15 protein-coding genes are annotated in these 26,965 nt (G+C 66.8%); 6 read left to right on the top strand and 9 right to left on the bottom strand.

From position 1 onward, the window contains the following. Nucleotides 1–21 precede the first annotated feature (21 nt). Both WS61_RS09380 and gspK read left to right on the top strand, forming a co-directional pair. Complete coding sequence (locus tag WS61_RS09380; RefSeq protein ID WP_059500215.1) at nucleotides 22–585, top strand: hypothetical protein; 564 nt, start codon at nucleotides 22–24, stop codon at nucleotides 583–585. Between the two features lie 32 nt (nucleotides 586–617). Further along, nucleotides 618–1,613 carry a type II secretion system minor pseudopilin GspK gene (gene gspK / locus WS61_RS09375; protein ID WP_059500355.1) on the top strand — a complete coding sequence of 332 codons (996 nt, stop codon included), beginning with the start codon at nucleotides 618–620 and terminating at the stop codon, nucleotides 1,611–1,613. Between the two features lie 72 nt (nucleotides 1,614–1,685). Here gspK and WS61_RS09370 read toward each other — a convergent pair whose 3' ends face one another. Next, a complete protein-coding gene (locus WS61_RS09370) occupies nucleotides 1,686–3,338 on the bottom strand; it encodes a transposase (RefSeq protein WP_059500214.1) in 1,653 nt (550 codons plus the stop codon). A 182-nt stretch (nucleotides 3,339–3,520) separates the two neighbouring features. Between WS61_RS09370 and WS61_RS09365 the strand changes: the two genes are divergently transcribed. Further along, complete coding sequence (locus WS61_RS09365) at nucleotides 3,521–4,333, top strand: hypothetical protein (RefSeq protein WP_059500354.1); 813 nt, start codon at nucleotides 3,521–3,523, stop codon at nucleotides 4,331–4,333. Between the two features lie 142 nt (nucleotides 4,334–4,475). On the opposite strand, the gene WS61_RS09360 is transcribed toward WS61_RS09365, so the two are convergent. The 6 genes from WS61_RS09360 to gspG form a co-directional block, all read right to left on the bottom strand. Continuing rightward, entirely contained in the window at nucleotides 4,476–4,736 is a 261-nt protein-coding gene (locus WS61_RS09360) for a DUF4880 domain-containing protein (RefSeq protein WP_257127224.1), read from the bottom strand. Nucleotides 4,737–4,999: 263 nt separating this feature from the next. After that, nucleotides 5,000–5,995 carry a FecR domain-containing protein gene (locus tag WS61_RS09355; RefSeq protein ID WP_059500353.1) on the bottom strand — a complete coding sequence of 332 codons (996 nt, stop codon included), beginning with the start codon at nucleotides 5,993–5,995 and terminating at the stop codon, nucleotides 5,000–5,002. 11 nt (nucleotides 5,996–6,006) lie between these two features. Then, on the bottom strand, nucleotides 6,007–6,555 hold the full coding sequence (locus WS61_RS09350) for an RNA polymerase sigma factor (RefSeq protein WP_059500212.1): 549 nt from the start codon (nucleotides 6,553–6,555) through the stop codon (nucleotides 6,007–6,009). 6 nt (nucleotides 6,556–6,561) lie between these two features. Next, nucleotides 6,562–7,308: a secretin and TonB N-terminal domain-containing protein gene (locus tag WS61_RS09345; RefSeq protein ID WP_059500211.1), complete on the bottom strand. Its 747-nt coding sequence runs from the start codon at nucleotides 7,306–7,308 to the stop codon at nucleotides 6,562–6,564. A gap of 194 nt (nucleotides 7,309–7,502) precedes the next feature. Beyond that, a complete protein-coding gene (locus WS61_RS09340; RefSeq protein WP_059500210.1) occupies nucleotides 7,503–8,009 on the bottom strand; it encodes a GspH/FimT family pseudopilin in 507 nt (168 codons plus the stop codon). Nucleotides 8,010–8,016: 7 nt separating this feature from the next. Then, nucleotides 8,017–8,496, bottom strand: coding sequence for a type II secretion system major pseudopilin GspG (gene gspG / locus WS61_RS09335; RefSeq protein ID WP_059500352.1), 480 nt, complete (start codon nucleotides 8,494–8,496; stop codon nucleotides 8,017–8,019). A 64-nt stretch (nucleotides 8,497–8,560) separates the two neighbouring features. Between gspG and WS61_RS09330 the strand changes: the two genes are divergently transcribed. Then, complete coding sequence (locus tag WS61_RS09330; protein WP_095211654.1) at nucleotides 8,561–9,007, top strand: general secretion pathway protein GspC; 447 nt, start codon at nucleotides 8,561–8,563, stop codon at nucleotides 9,005–9,007. 8 nt (nucleotides 9,008–9,015) lie between these two features. Here the strand turns inward: WS61_RS09330 and gspF are convergent, their stop codons facing one another. After that, nucleotides 9,016–10,233, bottom strand: a complete 1,218-nt coding sequence (gene gspF, locus WS61_RS09325) for a type II secretion system inner membrane protein GspF (RefSeq protein WP_059500209.1) — start codon at nucleotides 10,231–10,233, stop codon at nucleotides 9,016–9,018. A gap of 663 nt (nucleotides 10,234–10,896) precedes the next feature. Between gspF and WS61_RS09320 the strand changes: the two genes are divergently transcribed. Continuing rightward, nucleotides 10,897–12,195, top strand: coding sequence for a substrate-binding domain-containing protein (locus WS61_RS09320; RefSeq protein WP_059500208.1), 1,299 nt, complete (start codon nucleotides 10,897–10,899; stop codon nucleotides 12,193–12,195). A 148-nt stretch (nucleotides 12,196–12,343) separates the two neighbouring features. Further along, nucleotides 12,344–13,684, top strand: a complete 1,341-nt coding sequence (locus WS61_RS09315; RefSeq protein WP_059500207.1) for a substrate-binding domain-containing protein — start codon at nucleotides 12,344–12,346, stop codon at nucleotides 13,682–13,684. Nucleotides 13,685–14,016: 332 nt separating this feature from the next. Here WS61_RS09315 and WS61_RS09310 read toward each other — a convergent pair whose 3' ends face one another. Next, nucleotides 14,017–26,799, bottom strand: a complete 12,783-nt coding sequence (locus WS61_RS09310; RefSeq protein WP_095211653.1) for a filamentous haemagglutinin family protein — start codon at nucleotides 26,797–26,799, stop codon at nucleotides 14,017–14,019. Nucleotides 26,800–26,965: the final 166 nt, after the last annotated feature.

Genomic DNA, 26,965 nt, shown 5'->3' with positions numbered 1-26,965 from the left:
ATGTCAACGACAGGACACTCCATGTCATTCGCCACGATGCTCGTACGGTGGCTCGCCGGGCGGTTGGCCGGCGCCGCCGGAATGCCGGGCCAGCTGCGTCCGCGCGCCGCTCGTGCCGCGTCGAATCCGCCGCTGCGCTGGCGCTCGCCGTGGCTCGCGTGGCAGCTGCTGTCGTGGTCCGTGCTCACGCTGCTCGCGCCGCCGATCTGGACGATCGGCACGCTGCTGCTGATCAATCCGTCGAGCGATCAGCCGCTGTTCTGGGCGCTCGCGATGGCGATCGTGCCGGTCGCGAACGGGGTCGCGATCGTCGCGACGAACCAGCGGCATCACCGCACGCCGTTCACCCGCCGCCCCGCGGTTGCAGCCCACACGTTCGCGATCGCGATGACCGTCGGCTGCACGCTGTTCGTGCTGCTGCTGTGGCGCTCGCACGCGATCGCCGACCTGGTCGGCCCGCTTGCCGACGACGGCATGCGTCCCGCGACGCTCGCATGCTGGGTCGCGGGGCTCGCCGCGCTGTTCGGCGTCACGTCATCCGCGCATGCGAGCATCGCGCATGCGTGGCTGGCGTTCGAGGTGTGAGCGCACCGCGCCGACACTGCGAGGGCACGCGGATGCATCGATACGGGACAGGAAGGACGGCGCACGCGCGGCGCGAACGCGGCATCGCGATCGTGACGGTGCTGCTCGTCGTCGCGCTGGCGGCCACGCTCGCGGCCAGCGTGCTGTGGCGCCAGCAGGTCGCGACGCGCGACGTCGAGAACCAGCGGCTCGCGACACAGACGATGTGGATCGAGCGCGCCGCGGTCGAATGGGCACGCGCGACGCTGCGCGCGCAAAGCGCGACGTCGAACGTCACGTTCGTCGGCCAGCCATGGTCGGCGCCCGTCGCCGACGTGCAGCTCTCGGACCTGCTGCCATCCGACGCGCTGGCGGTCAATGCGGAGCTGTCGCGCGCGTGGATCTCGGGCAGCGTCGAGGACGCGCAGGCGCGCTTCAACCTGATGAACCTCGTGTCGCGCGCCGCGCCCGGCAAGCCGTGGCAGTCCAACGGCGAAGGCGTGCTGGCGTACCGGCGCCTGCTCGGCCAGTTGTCGCTCGATCCGGCGCTCGCGCAACCGACGGCCGACTACATGCTGCGCTCGCTGCGCGACGCGAACGGCCCGGGCGGCTGGCCGCTGCAGCTCGTGTCCGTCGACGATCTCGCACGCATTCCCGGCTACGACGCGCATGCGATCGAAGCGCTCGCGCCGTACGTCACGATCCTGCCCGACCTGACCGTCGTCAACGCGAACACCGCGACCGAGCCCGTGCTCGTCGCCGCGATCCCGACGCTGTCGGCGAGCCAGGCGAAGCGGCTCGTCGACCGGCGCGCGAGCGCCTACTTCGTGAGCACCGGCGACATCGCCGAATACCTGCTGCCCGCGCAGGGCGGCAACCCGACTTTGCCGGACGGCTCGGCCGTCGGCGTGAACAGCGGCTACTTCATCGTGCATTGCCGCGTGCATTCGGCGCGGATCAACGCGCGCGTGGACACGCTGATCGCACGCTACGGCAGCGGCAATTTCGCGTGGACGTCGGTGATCTGGGTGCGGCGGCTGACGAGTTGAAGCCGGATGCGGCAGAGACGGACGCGGCGAACGGCGAGCCGGGCCGAGCCGGCAACGTGCCGGCGGCGCCGACTAATTCAGCGACGACTCGCTCAACGTCACCGGTCGCTGGCCCGGCGACGCCGCCGCATCGAACGACAAGCGCGTGAAGCTCGTCTCGCGCACTTCGCCGAGCAGCCGGTTCCAGTCGTCGATCGACACGAGCAGCGCGATCGGCCGGTTGTACTTGGTGACCATCACCAGCGCCTCGCCGGCGTGCCGCAGCGCCTTCGACGGATTGCTGCTGAAGTCGCGCGTCGCCATCGCGATCGTGCGCAGGCTGAACACGTTCGCGGCCGGATCGTCGCCGTTGTCGTGCAGCAGGCACTCGAGCGTCGCGGCGCGCAGCAATGCCTGCGACTTCGACGACAACCTGCTGTCGCGGCGGCGCCGCCGTTCGCTGCGCGGGTCGACGTGCACGGCGAGCATCCGCACGATCTGGCCGAGCGCCGTCGCGGGCAACCGGTCGTAACGCTGCCACCAGTCCGGCGGCAGCGCGATCATCATGCCCGCATAGGTGGCCGTGACGCCGTCGGCGATCAGCGACGGCAGGCGCGCGGCGTCGCGCGCATCGAGATCGAGCGCGCCGCCGACGACGCGCGTCATCGCGCTGAACGCGTTGTAGGCGAACGCGGCGATCCCGCTCGCCAGCAACGCCGCACGCGCGGGCACGGCGCCGAACGGCGTGCCGCCCGTCACGGGCTCGAGCGCGAGCGGCAACGCGTCGCGCCAGCGTCGGCGCGACAGCGCCACGATCTGCGGCGCGTCGAACCGCTCGGCCGACAGGTCGGTCAGCAGCGTGACGCTTTCGCCGGGCGCCTCCGCGCGTTCCCATTCGATCTGGCGAAACGTGTCCGACGCGCCGCCTTCGCCGGCCATCCCAACGGATCGTTCGCGAACGCGCCCGGTGCCGAACACGCCGGCGTCCTGCCAGTCGCCGAGCGGCCGGCAGGCGGCCGAGCGGCCGTATTCGCGCAGCACGAACGCGCCGCCGCGGCGCGGCCAGCCGGACAGGATCGCATCCGTATCGAAGCGCCCGTCGACGATCCACAGCTCGCCGGGCCGGACCGCTTCGAGCAGCGCGCCGACGAATGCACGCTCGTGCGACCGGCCGCGCTCGCAAGGCAGCAGGTCGACGATCATCCCGAGCTCCGGGTCGTACACCGGCAGGACGCGCGCACCGCCTGCCGCCGCATCGCGCGCCGGGTCGTCGCACGCGCGCCCGCAGTCGCAACCGTCGGCTCGCGGCGCACAGGCCTCGCCGGCGCCGTCCAGCACGCGCAGCCGCATCCCGTCGACGGCGCACGCCCCGTCGACGGCGCACGCCCCGTCGACACCGCGCACCGACGCGACCGGCAGCAGCAGGTCGACGCTGTCCCTGGCCAGCGCGCGCCCCCAGCCGGACCGCCACCGGCTCATGCAATCGTGCAGCGCCGTCACGGCCGCGCCGAACCCCGGCGCGACGGCGCCGGCGGCATCCGACATCCGCCGCCACGCGGCAATCGCCGCGATCGCGTCGACGGCAACGGCAAACAGCGCCTCGCGGATCGACTCGCCGTCGGGCTCGTCGCCGGCACCCGCCGCGGCGTCGACCCAGTCGTCGTGCAGCGCGCATTGCAGGACGAGCCGCGCCATGATCGTCATCGGGCTCTGCTCGACGAAGCGTTCCACGACAGCGCGCATCATCGGGTTACCTCACACTGTCCTGTCGATCGTGCGGGCCGCCGCAACGGCATACGCTCGCGCGCGTCGCAACGCGTTCGCACTTGACGCAGCGCGAGCGACCCCGCAGCATCGTGAGCGACCCGCTCCGCGCGACGCCGCGCCGTCGCGGCGAGCCATTCGCAATCAATGCACGAGGCACCGGCATGTACGTAGATCCCCGCGTGGCGCACGGCCGCGCCCGGTTCGACCTGAGCGGCTCCCCGCGGCTCATCGCCGACGAGCGCCGCTGGGAGATCAGCGACATCGTCACGCGCGGCCTCGACGATTTCAAGGGCGTGCGCAATCGCCGCAACCTGCTGCGGCTGCTCGAGCGTCAGATCGCGCCGAAACTCGTGCGCCTCGGGCTCGAACCGTACGTCGGCGCGCTCGGTCACGCAGAGGGGCTGTTCGTCCATTTCTCGACGATGAGCGCCGAGCACGGCTTGCGTGAATTCCAGCTTCAACTGACGGTGCCCGACCTCGTGCTGCGCAGTTTCGCGTCGAACGCGATCCGGCCGCACGCGGTCGCGCGCTGCATGCAGCGCAACGGCGTGATGTCGCTTGCGGAAATCGAGCACGAGACGCGCATCGCGTTCGTCGCGGCGCGCGTGATGCGCTCGCTGGCGATCGCGGAAGGCTGGCAGCAGATCGGCGTGCCCACGCCGCACGGGCTGTTCGTCGGCACGCTGACGCAGGCGCGCGACGTCGCGATGAATACCTATTTCCGCCCCGGCGACAACGACCGCCCGTCGCGCTGGAGCGGCTTCTCCGCCCTCTTCTCGACGATGCCGGACTGGCGTCCGGAACAGGTCCGGCACGGCGGCGAACTGCTGCAATGGATGGTCAACCATATCGTGGCCCTGCAAGAATCCGCACCGTTCGTCGAACGCTTTCCGTTTCTGCGCGAGCCGCTGCGCGATGCCGACGATCCGCTCGATGCCGCGTGGACCGGCGCGCGCGCCGACCACCGTGCATGACGGGTGATCCGGGGGCCATTCCGGCCCCCGTTCCCCGGTCTCCACGCCATCGCCCCTCTTCACGGCCCCTCGCTCTCTCATATACAAGGTCGCAGCGGCCCCGCCTAACCCGCAAACTTTCTTGCAACGCCGATGCGGCGCGTCAATGCGTGCGCGTGGACCCACCCGGCTCGCCCGGCTCCGGGCGGCCGACCGTCTCCAGCACGGCCCACATCCAGATCAGCTCGCGCACCGTGCGTACATGCTCGTCGCTCTGCGCGCGCCACCGCCCGAAAGCGTCGCGTTCCCGTTCAGTCGTGTCGCCGGCGCGCAGCCACAGCAGCCAGCGCACCGCGCCCTCGCGGATCGCATCGGCGCGCGTGTCCGCGTCGCCGGAATCCGTATCCCGTTGCGATTCGTTCATGATCACGCCACCGCCCGAAGCTCCCTCGACACACATCCCCCCGCCGCGCATCGCTGCGCGGCCGGGGCGCTTGCCACCCACGCCTCGGGTCCGACGACGCCCCACCGGGCCGTCACGCGTGACGGCCCGGCGTTTGCCGGCCCTCATGGATAAGGTCGTATCGACGCGCCGTAACCCGCAGCGCGGGCAGCACCGCGGCAGGCGGAGCAACGGCCGGATGGAAACGGGAGAAAGGAAGGAAAGCGGAACGCGGGGAAAGCAGCTCAGCTCAGCAGCACGATGTTGCCGGGCAGGCGCGTGATGTGCGCGCCGTACAGGCGGCCGACCATGTCGATCACGTCGTCGAGCCGCGTGATCGGAAACTGCGCCTGCATTCGGTTCGCGCCGAGCGACGCGCTGCGCAGGATGACCTTGCCGCGCCGGTAGCGGTTGATCTCGTCGACGACGTCCGACAGCGGCACGCCGTTGAACACCAGCATGCCGCGTCGCCACGCGCTGACGGCGCCCGGATCGGTCCGCGACACCGGCTGTACGCCGCGGTCGTCGTAGACGACCTGATCGTCGGCGCTCAGCGTACGTGCGCCGCGCGGATGTTCGAGCGTGACCGTGCCGGACAGGCACGTCACGCAGACCTGCGAGCCCGTACGCCGCACGTTGAAACGCGCGACCAGCGCCCTCATGCGGCCGCCGCCCGCCACCACCGTGACCGGCTGGATCGGCGTCGCGCGGCCGGCCGGCGGCGCGATAGCGTCGATCTCCGCCTCGCCCGCGACGACTTCGACGCCATGCGCGGCATCGCTCGCCGGCAGCACGTCGAGGCGCGTTTGCGTATTCAGTTCGACCGTGACGCGCGACGACAGCGCGACGCTGCGCTGCTCGCCGGTACCCGTGTGGTAATCGGCCGCGATGTCGCCGAGCGACGGCCATAGCTGCAGCGGCGGCCGCACGGCGAGCCACGACGCGCCCGCGGCGACCGCGAAGCCGATGAACGCGCGCCGCCCAGTGCGCATCGTGCGTTCGCGCCTGGCGACCTGTGCCCAGGCCGCGGCCGTGCGCTCCTCGTGCGCGAGTTCGGTCGCGGCCGTGCGCAGCGAGCTCCAGGTGCCGCGCAGCAGATCGGCGGCTTGCGGACGATCCTTGCACCAGCGTTCGAACGCATCGGCGTCGTCCTGGCTCGCGTCTCCCGAGCGCAGACGCAGCAGCCACGCACTCGCTTCGTCGAGTTCGTCGTGGGCAGGTTGGGCCTGGGCTTTCGTCATCGTCCGGATGCTCAAAATTTGCGCGGGCCGCCTCGCGTGCCCGTGTACGAATCGCCGTCTTCCTGCATCCGCTGCAGGCAGTACTTCATCGCCGCGCTCAGCTCGCTTTCGACGAGCCGCAGCGAAATGCCGAAATGCTCGGCGATCTCGCGATTCAGCAGGCCGTCCACGCGGGCGGCCAGCAAAATCGCGCGACGCCGCGGCGGCAGGCCGCGCAGCACGTCCTTCAGCGTCTCGACCTTGCGGCGCGCCGCGACGATCCGTTCGGGATCGGCCAGTTCGTCGGGCACCTCCAGCAGCGTCTCGACGTCGTCGTCGTGCAGATGCCGCCGTTCGCGCCGATGCTGGTCGATCGCGACATTGTTCGCCATCCCGAGTATATAGGCGTCCGCGTTCGTCACCTGCGTGGAGACGTTCGCGTTCTCGAGGCGCAGCCAGGTTTCGTGCAGCGCGTCGGCTGCGCCGTCCTTCGACCCCGTCACGCGCTCGAGCCGCCTGACCAGGTACGCGTAGCGCGTCGCCAGCAGATTCCGGAGCCCGGAGCGGTTGCTGTCGGACATGATGGCCTAGCCCCGAACGGCCGGCTGCGGCGCCGGACAACGGAAATGCACGCCGTTGCCGGCCGGGCGCAGCAGGATCGTGACCGGCTGCGGCAGGTCCGCAGGCGGCGCGCCGTCCAGCTTCAGCGCGCGCAGCGCGCGCATCACCGCCGCGTCGCGGGCGGCCGAACCGCTCGATGCCACCATGTTGACCGCCACCACCGCCCCCCTGTTGTCGATGCGCATCTGCGCGACGAGTCGATAGCTGCCCGGCACCGCCGCCGGCTGCGCGCACAGCGCATCGATCAGATGCGCCTGCAGCAGGCCCGCGAACGCGCGCCGATCGCCGGAATCGCCGATCCCGTCGATCGGCAGCGCCGCATCCGCCGGCGTGTCGGCCGGGGCGGGCGGCGCCTCGGCGGCCGGCTGCGCGACGATGATCGCCTCGTCCGGACGCGAGAATTCCGCACGCAACCCCGTTCCGGCCAGCATCCGCTCGAGCGCATCGCGCGGCGCGAAATCGCCCTGGACCGGCACACTCGTGCGCCCGTCGAGCAGCGGCGCCGGCGCGAGCACGATCATCTCGGTGAGCCGCGCGAAATCCTGCAAGGTCTTCGCGAGCGGCTGCGCGGGCAGATCGAAATGCACCGCGCTGCCCGGCTGGCGGCCGATGGAACCGGTCTCCTGCGCGTGCACGCCGCGCATCGACAGCACGACCAACACGAGCCACGCGACGAGCGCCAGGACACCGGTCGGCGCCCGTGAACGAGTCATGAATCCCTGGACGGAAGTGGAGTTGCACGCCGCGTGCCGAAGCGTGCATCCCCGTGAGCGGCTCCGTCGCAAGCGAACGACAGATTGTGAGCGGGCACTGTGACAGTCCGGTGAAGCGTATCGCCGCGCGACACGATCGCGCCGCACCGCTTTCGTGCATCGCCGGCGCGCACGTGGACCATGACGCGTGCCGCTCAGGGCCGGCGCACGACGAAGTTGCCGATGCCCGTGCCGACGACGGCCATCCGCACGTCGCCGGACCACAGCGTGATCGTCACCGGCACATCGATGCTTTCGCTGCCGAGCACGATCCGCGACGGCGCTTCGCCGCCACCCGTGTAATGCACCGATACGCCCGTCACTTCGCTGCCCCAGCGGCGGGCGCGATACAGGTCGTCGGTCATCGGCGCCCAGCCGCCGCTTTCGGTGCGCTGCACGAAGCGATAGCCGCCGCCGACCGGCTGCCATGCGATCGGCATCGCGCGCACCTGCGCTTCGTCGCCGGCCGATTCGAGCAGGTTCGCCAGGCGCTGCGCCTCCTCCGCCAGATCGGTGCGCCGGTTGCGCGACGGCGCGAGCGTGACGACCGCGACCAGCAGCCCGACGATCACGAGCACGACGAGCATCTCCAGCAGCGTGAAGCCCGCCGCCGTGCGACGTGCGGCGCCCGCGCGCCGGCCGCGCCCGTTCAGGATGCCCATCGTTCCGTCACTGCCACGAACCGATGTCCGCATCGTTGCCCTCGCCGCCCGGTTTGCCGTCCGCACCGTAGCTGAACACGTCGATAGCGCCGTGCGCGCCCGGGCTCAGGTATTGATACGCGTTGCCCCATGGATCCTTCGGCAAGCGCTCCAGGTAACCGCCGTCCTTCCAGTTGTTCGGTACCGGATCGGTCGTCGGCTTCTGGATCAGCGCGGCGAGCCCCTGCTCCTGCGACGGATAACGGCCGTTGTCCAGGCGATACAGGTTCAGCGATTGCATCATCGTGCCGATGTCCTGCTTCGCGGCGATGCGACGCGCCTCGTCCGGACGGCTCATGATCTTCGGCACGATCAGCGCCGCGAGAATGCCGAGAATCGCAACCACCACCATGATCTCGATCAGCGTGAAGCCGCGTTGCGTATGGCGACGCGTTCGTCTGCCCGCCTGGCCGGCGTACGACGTTCGGGTTTCGTTGAGGCCCGTCATCATGCATTCACCCTCGCGGCAAAGAATGGAAAACGTCTTCTGTCCATCGCATCGACCCGTCGCCATGAAACCATTCGACCTGCTTCGCATCACGCCGTCCCGCACCGATCTCGTGCCGCTCGCGGCGACGCTCGCCGCCGCCGCGGCACTCGCCGCCGTGTCGCTGTGGGCCGTGCGCGTATTGAGCACCGCCGATGCGCCGGTCGCGGCGCTTGCACCGCCGCCCGCGCCGATCGACGTTGCGGCCGGCGCGCGGCTGTTCGGCGCGAAACCCGACGACGGCCGCGATGCCATCCAGTTGCTCGGCGTGCTCGCGTTCGATGCACGTCGAGCGGCCGCGATCGTCAGCGTCGGCGGCGAAGCATCGCGCGTCGTGTCGCTCGGCTCGGCGATCGGCGAAGCCGCGAAGCTCGCCGAGGTTCGCGCGCGCTCGATCGTCGTCGACCGCAACGGGCTGCAACGCGAAATCGCGCTGCCCGCCGCGGAGAAGGCCAACGCGTTCGTGCGCTGAACCGCGCATCACTGCACCATGTTGTTCAGCTCGATGATCGGCATCATCACCGCCAGCACGATCACGAGCACCACGCCACCCATCGCGAGGATCAGCAGCGGTTCGAGCAGGCTCGTCAGGAACATCGTGCGGCGCTCCAGCTCGCGCGATTCGCCTTCGGATGCGCGGTCGAGCATCGTCGTCACGTCGCCCGTCGCCTCGCCCGAGCGAATCAGGTGCACGAGCACCGGCGGAAACGTCTTCGTATGTGCCAATGCGCGCGACAGCGCCGAGCCTTCGCGCACGCGGACGATCGCGTCGTCGACGTTCGCGCGCATCGCGCGGTTCGACAACGTCTCGCCGGCTGCCTGCAACGCGCGCAGGATCGGTACGCCGGCCGCCGTGAGAATGCCGAGCGTGCTCGCGAAGCGCACCGTGTTGTAGCCGCGCACGAGCTTGCCGGCGAGCGGCGCGGTGAGCACCCACGTGTCGAACCTGAGCCGCGGCGCATCGCGCGACAGCACCTTGCGGATCGCATAGACGATCGCGACCGTCGCCGCGAGCGACGCCCACCACCAGTGCCGCACGAAATCGGACAACGCCATCATCACGACCGTCAGCGTCGGCAACTGCTGCTTGGTGCTGGTGAACACGTTCGCGACCTGCGGCACCACGTAGCTCAGCAGGAACGTGACGATGCCGAACGCGATCAGCGTGACGATGCCCGGATACGTGAACGCCAGCAGGATCTTCTGCTTCAGCGCGTTGCTTTGTTCGATGTAGTCGGCCAGACGCGACAGCACGACGCCGAGCTTGCCCGTGTGCTCGCCGGCCGCGACGAGCGCGCGATAGATCTCGGGGAAATCGCGCGGATGCTGGCTCAGCGCATTCGCGAACGAATGGCCGCCGACGATTTCCGCGCGGATCGACGCCATCAGCTCGCGCACGTATTCGCGTTCGGCCTGCTCGCTCAATACCCACAGCGCTTCGTCGAGCGGCAGCCCCGCGACCAGCAGGCTCGCGAGCTGGCGCGTGATGATCGCCTGCTCGCGCTGCGACAGCTTGCGGCCGAGCGACAACCGTTGATGGCGCTCGCCGTGCAGACGCTGCGCGGCCAGTTCTACGACGAGCGGCGTGAGCCCCTGCGTGCGCAGATGACTGCGGCCGGCGCGCGCGCTGTCGGCTTCGAGCACGCCTTTCAGCGTGCGGCCGGTGGGATCGATCGCTTCGTAGCGGAATGCCGACATGTCGGTGCTCTCCTGTCACGTACGCGACTGCTTTCGATGGCGTCGCGCTGCATGCCGGACGGAGTCGCCGGGGAAGACTACGGAGCAAACCGGCACAAATTTGTGACGGATGTTGGGCTACCTTTTTTGACGTGGCTTATTACCTGCCGTCGTTATTCTTATAACGTAAAAACGATTTCAAGCTTTTCCGGACAATTAATCGATCGCACATTAAATACAATGCGACCTTGCTCGACCTTCCATTTACAGATTCGTGCGACAAGCGAAAAAATACATCGAAGTGGAAGATATTCATCGACGTGCGCAATGTTCCGTAACATCCGCCACGAAACCGTCGTGAAGTTGGGGTAGCGCTGCCTGGACCCGCGTGCTACGTCAACAGCTTCCATCAAGCCTGACGCGGGTTCTCGTGCGCAATCCGTCGAGCGACTCCGGCCAAATCCCAGTATATGGGCGCTCCAACTCATGCCGAATGACGCTCCGATAGGCGCTTTATCAATTCGAATAACGCAATGGCTTGATCGATAAAAATGTTACGCACCATTCGTTATGAAAAATTCACACGCGCCATTCGAATTACCTCCTACATTTACCCGGCGGTCCATAAGCATTCCAACCGCAGTAGCAGGGGTTCCCGTTTATCTTCGTTCAAGGAAATTTCTCATGAAATCCAGCAAGCGCAAGATCTGTCAAGTCCTCGCTCTCGTTGTTTCCGGTCTGGGCGCCACGGCCGCGATGGCCGCGGACATCCACGGCGGCGGTTCGTCGCTCGTCGCCCCGACCATCGGCGCGATCGGCAACACCGCGACCGAAATCGGCCTGTTCGGCACGGCCGAAGGCTCGTTCACGTATTACTCGGTGGGTTCGGGCGCCGGCCAGAACGCGTTCCTGAACAACCAGCCGACGTTCTTCGGCGCGGGCGTCACGGGCACGGTCCACTTCGCGAACAGCGATGCGGCACTGTCGACCGCCCAGCTCACGTCGTACAAGGCCGGCCTCGGCGCGACCAACGGCCCGCTGATCCAGATCCCGTACGTCGTTACGCCGATCACGGTGCCGGTCGTCAACGGCCCGGCCGTGACGAGCACGACGACGCCGCAAACGACGCCGAATCAGGCACATAGCATCGCGCTGAACGACAACGACCTGTGCGGCGTGTTCTCCGGCAAGCTGACGAACTGGAATCAGGTCACCAACCCGGAAACGGGCTCGGTATACGCGCTGAGCGCACCGATCAAGGTCGTCTACCGTTCGGACGGCAGCGGCACGACCGAACTGCTGACCCGCCACCTGGCAGCTGTCTGTACGACCACCAATACGGCTGCCGGCGTGACGTTCGTCGATTCGCTGACGTTCACGGCTTCGTTCCCGAGTGGCGTACCGGCGAACTTCACGGCTGCCTCGGGTAGCGGTGGCGTGCGTACGCAACTGGTGAGCTACCAGTCGGCCGGCACGGCCGCTGTCGCTTACCTGAGCCCGGACTACACGAACACGTTCCTGGCTCCGCAAAGCACGGTCGTGACGTCGGCCAGCGCATTCCAGCTGCCGGTGGCAAGCCTCGTGAATGCAACGAACGGCGTGTACTACGCGCCGACGTATGCGAATGCGTCGACCGCGCTCGGTACGGTCAAGCCGCCGGCACTCAAGGCCGGAGCCTCGGATCCTTCGCAATGGGTGCCGGCCGCCGGCAACCCGGTGTCGGGCTACCCGGTTTCCGGCACCAGCCAGATCATCCTGAGCCAGTGCTACAAGGATGCGACCGTCAAGACGGCCGTGCATGACTTCCTGAACAGCCACTACACGAACGCCAGCTTCGCGGCGATCGTTCATGGCAACGGCTTCGACACGGTTCCGTCGAACTACCAGACGGCCATCTCGAACGACTTCCTGAGCAACGCGAGCGGCTTCAACCTCGACATCGGCAACGCAAGCGTCTGCACGGGCACGGTGGTCGGCCGCTAAGCGACCGGCAATCAGCTTAACCTCGTCGGAACGGCTGCGCCCCCGGAGATCCGCGGGCGCAGTTTTTCACTTGTCCTCGATTTGTCCTCGGTCGACGCACCGTTGACGTCAGTCCGGCGTGCCATCTCTTCTCCTCGGAAATTGCCACATGCGACTTCATCAACACCGCAGGCTCTGCCAATCGATCGCTCTTGCTTTCTCCAGCCTCGGCGGTATTGCCGCGATGGCCTCGCCTAACGTGCAAGGCGGTGGCTCGTCCCTCATTGCTCCGGCAATCGGTACGATCGGCAACCCCGCGACCGAAATCGGCCTGTTCGGCACCGCCGAAGGCTCGTTCACGTATTTCTCGGTGGGTTCGGGCGCCGGCCAGAACGCATTCCTGAACAACCAGCCGACGTTCTTCGGTTCGACGGTCACGGGCACGGTCCATTTCGCGAACAGCGATGCGGCACTGTCGAGCGCCCAGCTCACGTCGTACAAGGCCGGTCTCGGCGCGACCAACGGCCCGCTGATCCAGATTCCGTACATCGTCACGCCGATCACGATTCCGGTCGTCAACGGCCCGGCCGTCACAAGCACGACGACGCCGCAAACGACACCGGGTCAAGCGCACAGCATCGCGCTGAACGACGACGATCTGTGCGGCGTGTTCTCGGGCAAGCTGACCGACTGGAATCAGGTCATCAACCCGCAAACGGGTTCGACGTACCTCTCGTCGACCACGACGCCGACCAGCAGCCCGATCAAGGTCATCTACCGGACGGACGCCAGCGGCACGACCGAACTGCTGACGCGCCACCTGGCTGCTGTCTGTACGACGGCCAACACGGCGCCCACGGGCGTGACGTTCTTCGATTCGATGACGTTCACGGCTTCGTTCCCGGGCGGCGTCGTGCCGCCGAACTTCATAGCTGCTTCGGGTGACGGTGGCGTACGTAGACAGTTGGCGAGCTATGTGTCGGCCGGTATGGCCGCTGTTGCATACTTGGCTCCAAATTACACGAACACGTTCCTCGCCCCGTCGAGCACGGTCATGACGTCCGCCGGCGCGCTCCAACTGCCGGTGGCCAGCCTCGTGAACCATACGAATGGCGTCTACTACGCGCCGACGTACACGAATGCGACCATGGCGCTTGGCTCAATCACTCCGCCCGGGCTAAGAGTCGCCGCTGCGAATCCGACAAATTGGGCGGAAACTGCTCAGAGCAGTGTTCGCAATCCTGCTTCGGGCTATCCGGTTTCCGGTATGAGCTACATCATCCTGAGCCAATGTTATGCAGATCCGGCAGTCGGAACAGCCGTGCATGATTTCCTGAACGCTCATTACACAAACCCCAGCTTCGCCTCTATCGTTCATGGCAACGGCTTCGACACGATTCCGACGAACTTCCAGACGGCCATCTCGAACGAATTCCTGAGCAACGCGCGCACGTGGAATCTCGACATCGGCAACCCGAGCGTCTGCACAGGTACGGTGCTCGGTCGATAAGTCATCGCATACTGACTACAGGGATCCAAACCGCTGCGCCCCTCGGTTACTGCGGGGCGCAGTTTTTTGGTAGCCCAGCCTATTCATCAGGCGACCCGTAACTTCCTGACCCAAGTCGTTGCAATCAGAGAGGCCGCTTCGTCTCGCGACATGTAAAGAGTCCGGCGAACGACCGTCAATACGGCTCCCGCTTCCCACTCATCGAACAACAAGGATCCGGATCACGGAGACACTCATCCCCTCTCTGATCGAACGATCCATGCAGCGCCCGCCCACAAAAAAACGCGAGCGCCGATACTACCGGCAGCCCGCGTCGTGCACATTTCGCTCGATCAGATCTTGCCCAATCGATTCCGCTCCTCCGATGTCAACGTGGCACGTTGCGTGGCTCCGGGTTGACCGAAGCCAAGAATCGACACCGCGTTCGACGAATCGTAGCCAACCTGCTGCTTGTGCTTCTTCGCGCCGTCTCCGCCAGCATCGCCGAACCCTTCGACCTGCACCGAAATCGTCCAGCGCCGCACCGCCCCTCCGGGAGCGTTGTTCTTCGCGATATCCTGCGCGACCTGCGTGGCAGCCGATGCAGCAGCACTCGCGGCCGTCAATGCACCGGTATTCACCGCCTGCACGAGCGGGATGCCGGTTGCCTTGCCGGTCACTTGAATGTTGTCGGCATTCACCACACGCAATGCCGCAACGTTCAGATTACCGGCACGAATACCGGCATCGCCCGCGTCCACCGTACCGCGCGGTGCGATGAGGTTGATCGTACCGATCGGCACACCCGGCACGCTTTGCAACGTTGCAATGCCCGCGCCCGTGACCTGTCCGCGCGCGTCGACCGTGCAATAGTGGTTCGCGTCGCACACGTATTGCGGCGCCGGTGTGTCGGCCGACGACTTCGCACCCTTGCCCGCGTTGATATCGCCGTTCGAGCTCCAGATCGTCATGTCGCCGCCCTGCTCGGTGAAGATCCGGCTCTGGGCGAGCAGCACGCTGCGGTCCGTAAAGATGTTGATGTCACCCTTCTCGAGCGTGAGGACACCCATTGTTCCGGGCCCGGCAATCGTCTTGCCGGTACCATTGCTGACGATCTGAGGCGGTGCGGACGTACTCCCGATCAGCGCCTGCCCGCCCGGGCCAAGGATCGATACGTTACCGCCCTGCTGCGTCTGGATGGTCGTGCTGCGAATGTCCAGGTCGCCCGTATCGATCAACTTGTTCGCACCGTTGCTGCCGCCGCCGAGATTGTTGGCCGTGTAGCCCAGCGAAGCGGGAAACATCGTATTGAGCGCCTCGTAGCCGCGCGCGTATTTCTGATAGTACGGACTGGCGGGATTGTTGTAATCCTCGCCGACGCTGGTCAGGACCTTGAACAGCACCTGCTCGGCAAAGAGCTGCTGGACATATTGCGGCAGCGCCTTGAATTTCGCCCAAGCCTCGTCCGCGCTCAACGACTTGATCGCCGGCTGATCGTTGACCAGCCCCGTGTCGACCGAGAGTCCCGCCTCGTATTGCTCCATGAACGTAACGAGCGCGGGCGTCGCGCTGGAAACACCCGGCACGGACTTCGCCGGATCGACGTACGTGGAGACGAACGAGGCGGTGTCGATGCCTGGCCCAACACCGAACAGCACATTGATGCTCGCACTTTCATGGGGCAAATACGGGTTGTTTGCATTCCCGATTGCGTCAATCCCCGTCGGAATCCCCTCACCGGTGTAACTTCCGTCACCCAGCGCCGCATAAGCTTGCGCCTGACTCGTCAACGGGCCGATGTTTCGACCAGCCTGGATATCAAGTGTCCCAGGCCCGCCTAGCGCCAGCACCGGTATAACCGCGTCGACGTTATGTATGAGCGGTGTGTCGTAGATATCCCGTCCTGCGACGATCCGCGTCACATCCGACTTGCGCAGATTTTGCCCGAAAAACGACAGGTTCACGATGTCACGCCCTGCCTGAACCAAAGCGGGTTTGTCTATCGCGACAGGCACCAGATTTCCGTAGAAACCAGCGTTAACATCGGTCGCCTGCAGAACACCATCGACGATATCGCCGTTCAAACTGTAGATTCGCGCCGGTACCGTATCGTCGCCATGCAGGGCAACCGGATCATGAGCCGTCGCCGATGGAACCGTCGGCCTCGCGATGGCAACATTCGGCTTCACCGGTGACGGCATCGCGGACGGGTCGACGTCGAGCATGCCGAACGCAGGAAACCCGTTGGCAACCAATCCGTTGACCGTCGACAGATTGATCGACTGGTCGGCGATCAGGCTCAGGTCGCCAAGGGCCGACGGATAGAGCATCCCGCTCGCCGCCACCGTGATGCCGCCGGAAAGCGCAGTCAGGCTCATCGACGCCGGCAGCACGGACGACAAGTCGTTCAGCCCCGGCACATTTGAATTGTGCGCCCCGCCGCCGATCAGGCTGACCCCCGAGAGCGTGCCGATCGCAACGTCACCCGTCGTCGACACGATGTTGACGGCGGACGTCGACGAATAGCCCTTCATGTCGGCCTGCTGCTTGTACGCAGACAACAGCGCATCGCTCTGCGCATACGACGGATCGAACACGCGCCCGATGCTGACGCCTTGTCGCGCGCTTATGTCGAGCACGCCGTCCTGTGTCGCCAGCAGCGTATCCATCGTTACGGGAAGCTGGCCGTCGAATGACGAAGGCACCGCAATATCCGACCCGATCTTCCCGCCTGCCGTGATCGTTCCTGTTCCCTTCGCGACGAAATAGCCGCCGCTCAGAATGTCCCCTGCGGCTCGCACCGACAGGTTGCCGCCCCCGACCGTATTGACCGTGGGATTGTCTGTATTGGAACCGGTCAAATACCACGTGGTCGGCAGCGACACCGAGAGGTCGGAGATATTCCCTCCAGCCGACACGGACACGTTGCCACCCGCGCTCAACACGCCTTGATCGAATGCGCCGAAGTTGATCGACGTCTGTACGGTCTGCGATACGGGATTGGTCGCCCCGACCATCCCGGTCGGATTGCCGATTTGCATCCACTGCCACCAGAACGGGCTGATGTTGGCGCCCGAACGTCCGGTCACGGTGCCGTTCACATCGGTCAAATACTCCGCGCCCTTGATATCGCCCTGCGCATGAATCGTGATGTCACCGGCCGAGTCTGGATTGACGGCGGACGTGACCAGAATATCCGGATTGTTGTTCAGGCCATGAACGATCGAAAGGCCCGTGCTGGACGCCGGCGCTCCCACCGCCGGTGCGCCGCCGGTGTAAATCACGCCGGGAACGGTGATGTCAGGACTGTTCGGCTGGATCGAACTGCTGTCGAATAGCGCGATGTCATTGCCAGCCGCGATATCGATCGAACCGGTACCGGTGCGTATCATCGTCGGCGCCGGAATTGCCAGACCGTTGCTGTCGACGAACGTCGTATGCCCGTCGAAGGTCACGCTCTTGCCATTCGATCCGCTTCCTGCGGCCCGCGCCTGAAGCGCCAGCGGATTCGTGCTGTTCAGATCCGCCCCTGCCACCACGCGGAAGGAACTGCTCGAGCCGCCCGTCAGCGAAGCAGACACAAGAGGAATTGGAACAGTCGCAACCGACGTCGGAGACGGCGTATTGTCCGTTATTGCCGGCAAGCTAATCGTCGTTGTCGCAATGACAGATACAGGTTGAACCTTTGGTGCGTCGACACTGGTCACCAGTGGCCATTGCTGGTGCTGAACCACAAACTGTACAGAATCGGACAGATACTTCTGATACCGATTCAGATAGATCAGATAGGACGCGGGATTCGATGCCTGCTCGACCGCAGTCGGCGCAACTGGAGCCGTTGGCTGACCGGGTAGCATCGTGCTGGAGTTCGAGGTCCGAATCCCAAAGATAATCTCGACGTTGGTGTCGTTCGGCGACCAGCCTGGTCCCAGCGCCGACGAAAGGCTCGTCGCGGTCTGGTCCAGGAAATTCGCATACGCCGTATAAAGCGCATAGTATTCGGCAACTTCGTCCGGCGCCCCTCCGACCGGTTGCCCCGGACCGGACGCCAGGCCATAGTTCGCCCAAACCGAGAGTCCGTACCCGTAATGCCCCGCCGACGCGCCATAAATCGTCTGTGCCGCTGCCAACGTCGACAACGGCGGCACCGGAATCGTCCCCCCGCCACCCAGCGGGTTCGCGATCTGGAAGAACCCGTCCGACAGGCTCGCCTTCACCTTCACGTTGTTCTCGGCACGCAGCGTCACGACCGGCGCCTGCCCGTCGAACCGGAACGCGAGATTCGTCGGCGATGTACCTGCCCCGAGGTTCCAGTTCGTCAGCACCTGAATATCGCCGCCGTTGATCGCCGGGCTCGGGTTATCGAGCTCGATCCCCGGCACGATGCGCGTATTCGCGATGTTCCTGCCGGCAAACGGATCGACCAGCGTATCGAGCCCGTGCTGTACAAACCCCATCAGCGTGCCCGGCGCCGCCGTCGACGCATCGCCGTTCTGATATCCGTAGAAGGTCTGGTGATCCGTGTTCGCGCCGCCGCTCGCGGGCGCGAAGTACATGTTGTTCAGCCCGCCGAAACCGATGTCTTTATCGCCGCCTTGAAGCTGCACCTGCGTAACGGTCGACGATACACCCGTCGCCTGGTTCGTCAGCGTGCCGCCGCCCGAGCCGTCCGGTGCGAACGCGAACGTCGCCGGCGTGCCGGACGTCCCTTGTGCCGTGAACGTGCCGGCCAGCAGATGCCCGCTCTTGTCATACCAACCCGCCGGGTCGATGACGCCGTCGAAGTGCTGCGCGCCCGTCGTCGCGTCCGTCGTGCTCCACACCGCATACGCCTCGAGCGTCGTCGCGCGCGAGCCGACGATGCCCTTGCCGTCGTTGAACGTATCCGGCAGGTTGAGCTTCACGCCGTTGTCGGCCAATAGCGGCGCGCGGAAATTCACCGTGCCGCCGGACAACCCGCCGGCCGTCCCGCCCGACACGTCGATCAGCGCGTTCGCGCCGAGCGTGATCGCGCCCGCGTTCGCACGCAGGATGTTCTCGTAACCATAGGTTGCGTTGTACGCGACCGAGTTGCCGTTTGCATCGACGATCGTCGGATCGAACATTGCGGTCGTGCCGATATTCACCTTGCCGCCGCGCTGGTTCGGATCGGAGCCGCGCGCCAGCAGCGAACCTTCGATGTCCACACCGTTGCGGCCGTACAGGTCGATCTCGCCGCCCGCCTTGCCGGACGCGTCGATCGTCCCGAGCACGTTCACGTTGCCGTTCGCCGTATCGGTCGAGCTTCCCGATCCGCCGTCGGCCGTCAGCAGCACCGAGTGCGCGGTCAGCGTGTTGCCCTGCGACAGCGTCAGGTTGCCTGTCTTCGTGTGGACGGTGATCGCCTCGTTCACGCCGCTCGATGCAAGCGTCTTCGACAGCGCATCGAGATCGGCCGCGCCGCCCGTATTGAGCGAGAACGACCCGCCCGCATAGCCGCTGGCCGCGCCGCCCTTGATCGCGCCGTTCAGGTTCACGACCTGTTGCGGCGCCAACAGCGAAAGGCTGCCAGCCGCGCCACCGCCAGTGGCCCCGGAGAAATCGAGCGTCGAGCCGGACTGCACGTCGACGGTACCGGCATCGGCCGTCAGCGCAATCGAACCGGCCGGCGCGTAGCGCGTCACGTCGAAGAACTGCTTCGACACACCTGCCGAACTGACGGTCGATCCGCCGCCGATCGTCAGATTGCCGGTCGTCGCTTCGAGCGTCACGTTGCCGGCCGGCGCGCTGATCGTCGCACCGTTGTCGACGACGGTACCGCCGATGAGGGTCCATGCGCCGCCGACCGCATCGCGCTTCAATGCCGTGCCCGACGCCCCGTTCAGCGTCAGTGCGCCCGTGGTTTTCACGGTGGCGGCCGAGCTCGTATCGGCAAGGTAGACCGGTGCATTGAGCGTCACCGGCAATGCGCCGAAATCGAACGTGCCCGTGCCCTGCCCGACGATGCCGCCCGTCGCGTTCATCACCGCCGAGCCGAAGCCGCTAACCGCCTTCGTGCCCGTGCCGAAGTCGATCTCTTTCGCGTTGACCGTCAGCGTGCCGTTTCCGGCCGTCGTCGTGCCCGGCGCCGCGCCCATCTCGTTCGTGAACGCGACCTGCTGCGCATTTAGCGTGACGTGACCGCCATCGCTCGTGAACGTGCCGGCGCTCAGATCGACGCTGTTGCCGAACGTCGCGTTCACGTCGCCGACGAAGCCGATCGCTCCGTAGCTGCGCAGCGTCACCTGCTGTGCGTTCGCGAACTGCGCGAGGCCGGCCGGATCGACGACGAAGCCCGGCAGAGCCGCCGCCGACGCACCGCTCGCGTTGGTGAACGTAATCGCGGACCCGTCCGCGGTGATCGCCTTGGCCGACAGCACGGCGGACGGATCGACCTTCAGATCGCCGGACGAATCGAGCAGCAGCGCCTGGCCGCCCGTGAGCGTCGCTCCTGCACCGACCGACATCAGGCCCGTGCCCGTGCCGCCGGTGCGCGACAGCGGCGCCATCGCGCCGTTCGACACGCGCAGCAATGCGCCGTCGCCAACGATCGCGATCGGTTGATCCTTGGCGGCCGGGTAATCGCCCTGCGCGGTAATCGATGCACCGGCATCGACGCGCAGGCCGTTCGCCGCGTTCGGATCGGTGCCGCTGCCGTCGGTCTTCGTGACGAGCAGGATCTCGGGGCCCTTCAGCGCCGTGTTGCCGTCGTTGGACACGACGACGCTGTTCGCGATCGGCGTGATCGTGACGCCGCTCGTCGTCGCCGCGCGCGTGCCGCCGATCAGCAGGCTGCCCGCGTTCAGCGAATCGAGCGCGTCGCTGCCGATCTGCAGATAGCCGGGCAGCGCCGCGCTGCCATTACCGGTGATCTGGATCTCCTGCGACGCGAGGTCGACCTGGGCCGGCGCGCCGCCCGCGCCGGCGGCCGCATTCAGCGTCGCGCCCAGCGTCAGCGCCTTCGTCGCCGCCAGCACCAGCTGACCGCCGTCCACCGGCAGCGGCAGCGTCACGTTGCCCTTCGTCGCGGCGAGTTTCGTGAAATAGGCGTTCGCGCCCGTCAGCGTGTATTGCGAGTACTGCTGCCACACGCTGTTCGACTGCACGTTGAACAGCGTCGGCGTCGCGCTTCGGCTGCCCGTCAACGCGTCGGCGAAATAGCCTGCCGTCACGACCGTGCCGTCCTGCAGCACCTGGCTCGCGCCCGGCACGAGATTGCCGGCCGTGTTCGACACCGTGACGCGATACGCGCCCGGCAACGTCGCGTACTTGCCCGGCAGCAGCGTGTAGTAGCCGGGCGCCAGCCCCGGCACGCCCGACAGATACACGGCCTTGCCGACCGGATCGGTCAGGCTCGCCTGCCCGACGCCCATCGTCGCCGTCGCGGTCGTTGCCGTGCCGTTTGCGTTGGTGGAAGGCTGTGTCGTCTGCGCGAGGATCGGGTCATACACCGCGACCGGTGACTGCTTGCCCGGCACGATCGCATAAACGTTGCCGGCTCCGACATTGACCGGCACGGCCGTGCCGCCCTTGCCGCTTGCATAGCTCACGTTGTATTGCGACAGCACGTCGCGCGTGCCGCCGGTGCCCGGCACCCATTCGGCGGCTTGCAGGTCGCCGCCGCCGGACAGGTCGATCGTCGCGCCCTTGTCGAGCGCGACATTGCTGCCGTTCACGCCCACGTATTTCGCGGGTGGCGCGCTGAGGTCGGGCACCGTGTTGCCGGCAAGCGGATTGAACTGCCACTCGACGCCGTCGATCGTCGTGCCGTACGGAATCACCAAGCCGCCGTTCGAGACCGACGTCACGCTCCCGCTCGCCAATTTCACCGAATCCGTCGCGACCAGCAGCAACCCGCCAAACTGGGCCTGCGTCGCCGCATTCGACGGATCGCCCACGCCGAACACGATCGTGCCGGACGGCGCGCGCACCGTGCCGCCCTGCACGATGTTCGTCGCGTCCACGAGTAGCGCGCCGCCCGCCGACAACGGCGTGTCCGATACGCCGTTCGACGCGAAGGTAACCGTCGTCGGCGCCGGTTGGCCCGTAGCCGAATCGGTCGGGCCGACCGCGTCGACAATGAAGGTGCTGCCGGTCGCCGGATACAAGTCCGCCGCCTTGAACGTCAGGTTGCCCGGCGTATAAAGTATCCCCGACCCGGAGGTCGCCTGGGACTGGTCCGCGTTCGTCGAGCTCAGGCGTATATCGCCGCTGCTCGTGAAGTTCGCATGAGCGAAATTGTTGAGCTGAACCTGGTTCTTCAGATCGATGAACGATGCGTTCACGTTCAGCGTCGCATCGGACACGGCCGCGACCGGTTTGAACTGGGGCGACTGTGACAGGATGCGCGGCCCCGACAACGCGAAGTACGGCGCATCGATCTCGACGGTCGTGCCCAACGACGGCTGCGGTTGCGCGAGCAAGCCGTCGACGGCGGCCGAGAGCGTCCCGTCGGCCTTGCGCGCGGGCGTCGACAACAGCGACGACAGTTGCCCCCTGCCGATGGCGGCGACGCGCTCCGTGTTCAATGTCACGGATTCCGGCAACGACAGCGTGACGTTGCCGGCAAACAGGATCGGCGTTGCCTGCGCACCGTTGGGCGGCGTGCCGCTGCCCAATACCAGATTCGCGATGCCGGATCCGTCGAGCCGATCGGCCGCGAACTGAATGACGCCGTTCGACTGCCCGATCGGCAAGCCGGTGGTCGAGTCGATCGCCGACGAGAAACTCTGCCCGGGCATCAGGCCTGCGGGCACGAATGTCCCGTCTTGCCGCACGACGAGCGCGGTGGCGGTCGAGCCGTTACTCCGCGGGTCCGCCTGGCTCGGCAGGATCGTCAGCGTGCCGCCCCGCGCTTGCGCGGCGCCCGGACGCCCGGCCAGCGTCGCATCCGCGAACAGGCCGTTCGCCGCCGACAGCGTGATCGAGCCGGCGTCGCTCCACGCCGGCTGCGACGCGTATGTGCCATTGGGCTGCAGTTGGTCGAATGTCGCCGATGTGCCCGACACGTCGATCTTCGAGCCCGACTGCGCCACCACGTAACCCGTATCGCTCGACATCGTGACGGAGCCGCCCGCCAGCACCTTGCCCGTGTTCGGCACGACCGTCGTCGCGCCGATCTTGACCGGCGCCGCAAGCGGATTGGCCAATGCCGTGCCCGACACGTCGAGCGAAGCCTCCGCGCCGAGCCAGACCGACTGGCTCGCGCTCATGAAACCGGTGCTGAACTGCCCGGCCTGCGCATTCGTGCCGCTCCCGTCCGCGCTCAGCGTGATCGACCCGCCCGGCGCGACGATGGAGCCGAGTACCGTGACCTGCGCCGGCGACCCGATGCCGATGCTCGCACCGGCATCCGCGTGAATCGATGCGCCTTCCGACAGCGTGACCGCACCGGTGACGCCCGGATACGACGGCGTGGTGGCAAGCTGGCCCTGCCGCCACGACGTATCGTTGCCGGCCGTCAAGACGAGATTCGTTGCCTGCCGGTGATAGGCGTCGAGCTGGCCGATCGTGGTCAGGCCGCCCGCCGCCAGATTCGCGCCTGTGGCCGCCTGCTGAAGCGCGACCATGTCCGGAATGCGATTCAATTGCGTGACGGCAACCGACGCGCCGGGCGCAACCGTCGTGTCGTAGAACGCATTCAGCACATACTTGCCGAAGCCCTGCCGTGCAAAGAAGCTTTCCGGGAGATAGACGTCCCACGGCGACGCGGCGGCTTCGGCGCCGCCGATCCGGAATCCGAGCGCCTGCAGCGTCAGCGTGCCGCCGCCCGAAAACCCTTCGCTCAGGATCGTGCCGCCCAGAGCGATCGTGCCGGCCGTCGGCTGTACGCTGGGCAAGGCCGACCCGCTGTCCGACCCGCCGAACTGCTTCAGCGGTGTCGCGGAATACGTCTGCAACGTCACGTTTCCGCCGCGCCCGGCAGGCACGCCGTTCTGCATCAGCAGTTGGCCGTTGGACAGCATTTCGCCGCCGCCCGATACGTCCAGTACGCTACCTGGCTGCAGCAGCACCGAACCCGTGGTGTCGCCGACCAGCGCGCCGCCGATGACGTTCGATCCGAGCAACGCGGAGAGCGTGATGCTGCCGCCGTTGATGAACTGGCTGTTCCCAGGCGTCGTACCCGGTGCCGCCTGCACGTCGTTGTTTACCCACTGCCCCGCGGCACTGATCGCACCCTGCGGGCCGACGGTCACGTTACCGCCGCTCGTGATCGAAATCACCCCTGACGGCACGGACAGGCGGCCGGCCACGTTGACGTCGGTACCGGTCACCGGGCTGTTGATGGTGATGGAGCCGCCTGGCTGCAAGTTCAGTTGCGTGCCTTGCGGCACCACGACACCCTTGCCGCCCGCCTTGTCCTCGGTCACGTTCAGGTTCGCGAAGCCGCCGTTGTTCAACGTCGCGACCGGCACCACGGTGGTCGTGAGCACGTTGCGCGGATCCGTCGCGGGCAACGCCTGCAGTGCCGTCTGGTCGAGCGGCGTGTCGATCGAGAAACCCGGCGCGATGTCGGCGAGTTGCGGCGCCTTGTCCTGCAGCACGACCAGGCCCGCGGTGCCCGACGCAACCTCCTTGTTGTTCGACGTCAGGTACACCAGTGCGGCGCCGTCGAGTTTCGGATCGGCGCCGAGGTTGAACGTCCCGCCGCTCGGCAGGCTGTTGCCCTGCATCTGCTTCGCGCCGCCGAACGCCTGCGCGCTGATGTCGCCGTCCAGCACCGTGGACTGCAGCCCGTAGATATCGAGCGTGCCCGCGTTGCCGCCGACGATGTAGTCGCCCTGATACGTGCCCGCCGTCTGCAGCGGGTTGTACCAGGACTTCGTCACGCCCCAGCGCGGATGAGTTTCGGTGAACTGGCCCGCGACGCCGACGTAGGTGTCGTACGGGCTCGCCTTGTCGATCGGCACGATTGCACCGTTGGCGTCGACCAGCCGCGTCGTGTTGACGATTCCGCCGTCGACGTGCACGTAGCCGCCGTTCAGGTTCATCGACGAACCGGTCGCGGTCATCACCTCGTTGCCCGACAACGTGATCGAACCGCCGTTGGTCAGTAACTGGTCGACGGTACGCGGAATCAGGTTCACATAGCCCGACAGGTTCAGGATCGGGCTGCCGACCCAGGACACGCCGTCGCTGCGCGTGCCCGTCAGCGTGCTGTCGAACATGAGATTCTTGTACCCGAACAGAAACCCGTTGCGCAGCAGCGGCGAATCGGCGAGTTCGTTCTGGCCGATGCGATCGACCGTCACGAGCGTCTGCGCGATCGGCACCTCGACGTTCGCGAGACCCGACACGTCGATCGTCGCGCCGCTGTCGACATAGATCCGGCCCTGCACGGCAGTCTGGCCGGCCGGCGCCTGAGCACCCGATGCCGATGCCGACGGCGTCAGCGCCCCGACCGATACCTTCGAACCGGGCGCCTCGATCAGCGAGCCGCCCTGGAACCACACCGAGCCGGCCGTCATCCCGATGCTGCCCGGCGTGAAGGTCGCGCCGGGTGTCGACGGCGTCGTCTGGCCGTTGCCGTCCGGCATCACGGCCGTCACCGAATCGGGGCCGAAGCTCAGCAGGCCGGCGCGATTCGTGGTGCTGCCGGTGCTTTGCGGGCTCGTCGTCACGATCCCCTGCCCGAGATACCCGGCACCGGTCGGATTGTTGGACTGGTATTCGTCGACCGTGGAAATCGTGATCGTGCCCGGCGAGTTGACGCTCGTCGTCACGCCCACCACGCCGTTCTGCGCGACGCGGCTACCGAGCAGGTTCACGTTGCCGCGCGCGGCCTCGACGATGCCGGTATTGGTCAGCGTGCCGGCCGGCGTGATGTCGGTCGTCTGGCCGTTCGGGCCGAGCAGCGCGATCTTTCCGCTGAGTTCCGGCAGCAGCACCTGCGGATTGATCTGCGGGCCGCCGGCAGGCCGCAGGCTCACCCCCACACCGGCCGCGAGCACCACCTGGCCGTCCGTCGCCTTGATGTGCCCCGCGTTCGTCACGTTCGGCGCCGCGATCATCACGAAGCCGCCATCGCTCACATTGCCGTTCGCGTGCGTGGTAATCGAGGCGCCCTGCTCGATGGTGACGTCGCCCCACGGCTGATACTGGCTGGCCGACGTGAGGTTGACCTGGTTGCCCAGCCCGAGCACTTCGTTCGGCACCGCGCCGTTGCCGTTCACCCCGGCCGAACTGCCCGACTCCGCATACGCGAGCCCGCCCGTCGTCCCGGCCGGCAAACTCAGGAACTGCTTGTTGCTCGCGACGATCCCCGCAGCATCCTGCGCAAGACTGCTGTCCGTCACAACCGGCACCCTGTTCTGCATGGCCTGGTTGTAATTGTTCATGTTCAACACATCGAGCGACGACGCCACCAGCGAATGCACATTCACCTGCGACCCGGCGCCGAACAGCACGCCATTCCGGTTGATCACGTACACCGCCCCCTGCGCGGTGATGTTCCCCAGAATCTGGCTCGGCCGCCCGCTCGGATCGTTGACCCGGTTCAACACCGCCCAGTTGTTCGCCCCGTTCGTCTGCGTGCCGCCCGACTGATCGAAATTCAGCGTCGTCTGTCGCCCGACGTTCATCGTCTCCCACGTCAGCACCGCGTTCTGCCCGGTCTGCTTCACGTCCACGTTCACGTGGCCGTTCGCGTCGGTACTCTGCGTCGGCGCGTTCGCGTTGAACCACAGCACCGGATTGTTCGTGTCGCCCGACGCGCCCGCCGCCACCTGCAGCCCGCCCGGCGCCAGCCCGTTCGGCACGGTCGACGGCAGCTTCGCCGCGGCCGCCGCCGCATTCTGCTGCGCGGCGATCTGCGCGGCGATCGCGTGCGCCGCATAACCGAGGTTGCGGATCGACGGCTGGCTCGCCTGCAGCGCCTGCTGCGGCGACACGCCGAGATTCGGCACGCCCGGCATGCCGCTGGCACCGCCCGCGCCGCCACCCGCCGCGCGCGCGGTGGCCTGCCCGAGGTTCATGATGCCCGCCCCGTGCGCATGCGCCGACACGCCCGCCGCGAGCATCAGCACGACCGCCCGGTACAGCGGGCTCAGTTCCGATTTCAGGACCGACCGCGAGGCCGTTGCGCGAGGTTGCCGTTCCGTACGTGCGCGTGCTGCCATTCTTTCCACCCCGATGCTAGGAATTTGCATGCGGCGCCGGTCGGGCGCCGCACATGTCGTTGCGCCTGAAACAGGCCGCTGGAATCCGAAGACCATACGAAGCGCGAATGGCAGCGACATGGCGACTGTTACGGACCATTCCGGCCGCCGTGAAAAGGTCCGTAGC

It is taken from the genome of Burkholderia sp. ABCPW 11, from assembly GCF_001523445.1.
In the GTDB taxonomy this organism is placed as follows: domain Bacteria; phylum Pseudomonadota; class Gammaproteobacteria; order Burkholderiales; family Burkholderiaceae; genus Burkholderia.
Note: the sequence above shows the minus strand (reverse complement) of the source record. Positions and strands in the feature narration are given on the sequence as shown.

Bases quoted from the DNA above. Each gene is read 5' to 3' on its own strand.
- WS61_RS09380 (WP_059500215.1), top strand. From the start codon at position 22: ATGTCATTCGCCACGATGCTCGTACGGTGGCTCGCCGGGCGGTTGGCC.
- gspK (WP_059500355.1), top strand. From the start codon at position 618: ATGCATCGATACGGGACAGGAAGGACGGCGCACGCGCGGCGCGAACGC.
- WS61_RS09370 (WP_059500214.1), bottom strand. From the start codon at position 3,338: ATGATGCGCGCTGTCGTGGAACGCTTCGTCGAGCAGAGCCCGATGACG.
- WS61_RS09365 (WP_059500354.1), top strand. From the start codon at position 3,521: ATGTACGTAGATCCCCGCGTGGCGCACGGCCGCGCCCGGTTCGACCTG.
- WS61_RS09360 (WP_257127224.1), bottom strand. From the start codon at position 4,736: ATGAACGAATCGCAACGGGATACGGATTCCGGCGACGCGGACACGCGC.
- WS61_RS09355 (WP_059500353.1), bottom strand. From the start codon at position 5,995: ATGACGAAAGCCCAGGCCCAACCTGCCCACGACGAACTCGACGAAGCG.
- WS61_RS09350 (WP_059500212.1), bottom strand. From the start codon at position 6,555: ATGTCCGACAGCAACCGCTCCGGGCTCCGGAATCTGCTGGCGACGCGC.
- WS61_RS09345 (WP_059500211.1), bottom strand. From the start codon at position 7,308: ATGACTCGTTCACGGGCGCCGACCGGTGTCCTGGCGCTCGTCGCGTGG.
- WS61_RS09340 (WP_059500210.1), bottom strand. From the start codon at position 8,009: ATGGGCATCCTGAACGGGCGCGGCCGGCGCGCGGGCGCCGCACGTCGC.
- gspG (WP_059500352.1), bottom strand. From the start codon at position 8,496: ATGACGGGCCTCAACGAAACCCGAACGTCGTACGCCGGCCAGGCGGGC.
- WS61_RS09330 (WP_095211654.1), top strand. From the start codon at position 8,561: ATGAAACCATTCGACCTGCTTCGCATCACGCCGTCCCGCACCGATCTC.
- gspF (WP_059500209.1), bottom strand. From the start codon at position 10,233: ATGTCGGCATTCCGCTACGAAGCGATCGATCCCACCGGCCGCACGCTG.
- WS61_RS09320 (WP_059500208.1), top strand. From the start codon at position 10,897: ATGAAATCCAGCAAGCGCAAGATCTGTCAAGTCCTCGCTCTCGTTGTT.
- WS61_RS09315 (WP_059500207.1), top strand. From the start codon at position 12,344: ATGCGACTTCATCAACACCGCAGGCTCTGCCAATCGATCGCTCTTGCT.
- WS61_RS09310 (WP_095211653.1), bottom strand. From the start codon at position 26,799: ATGGCAGCACGCGCACGTACGGAACGGCAACCTCGCGCAACGGCCTCG.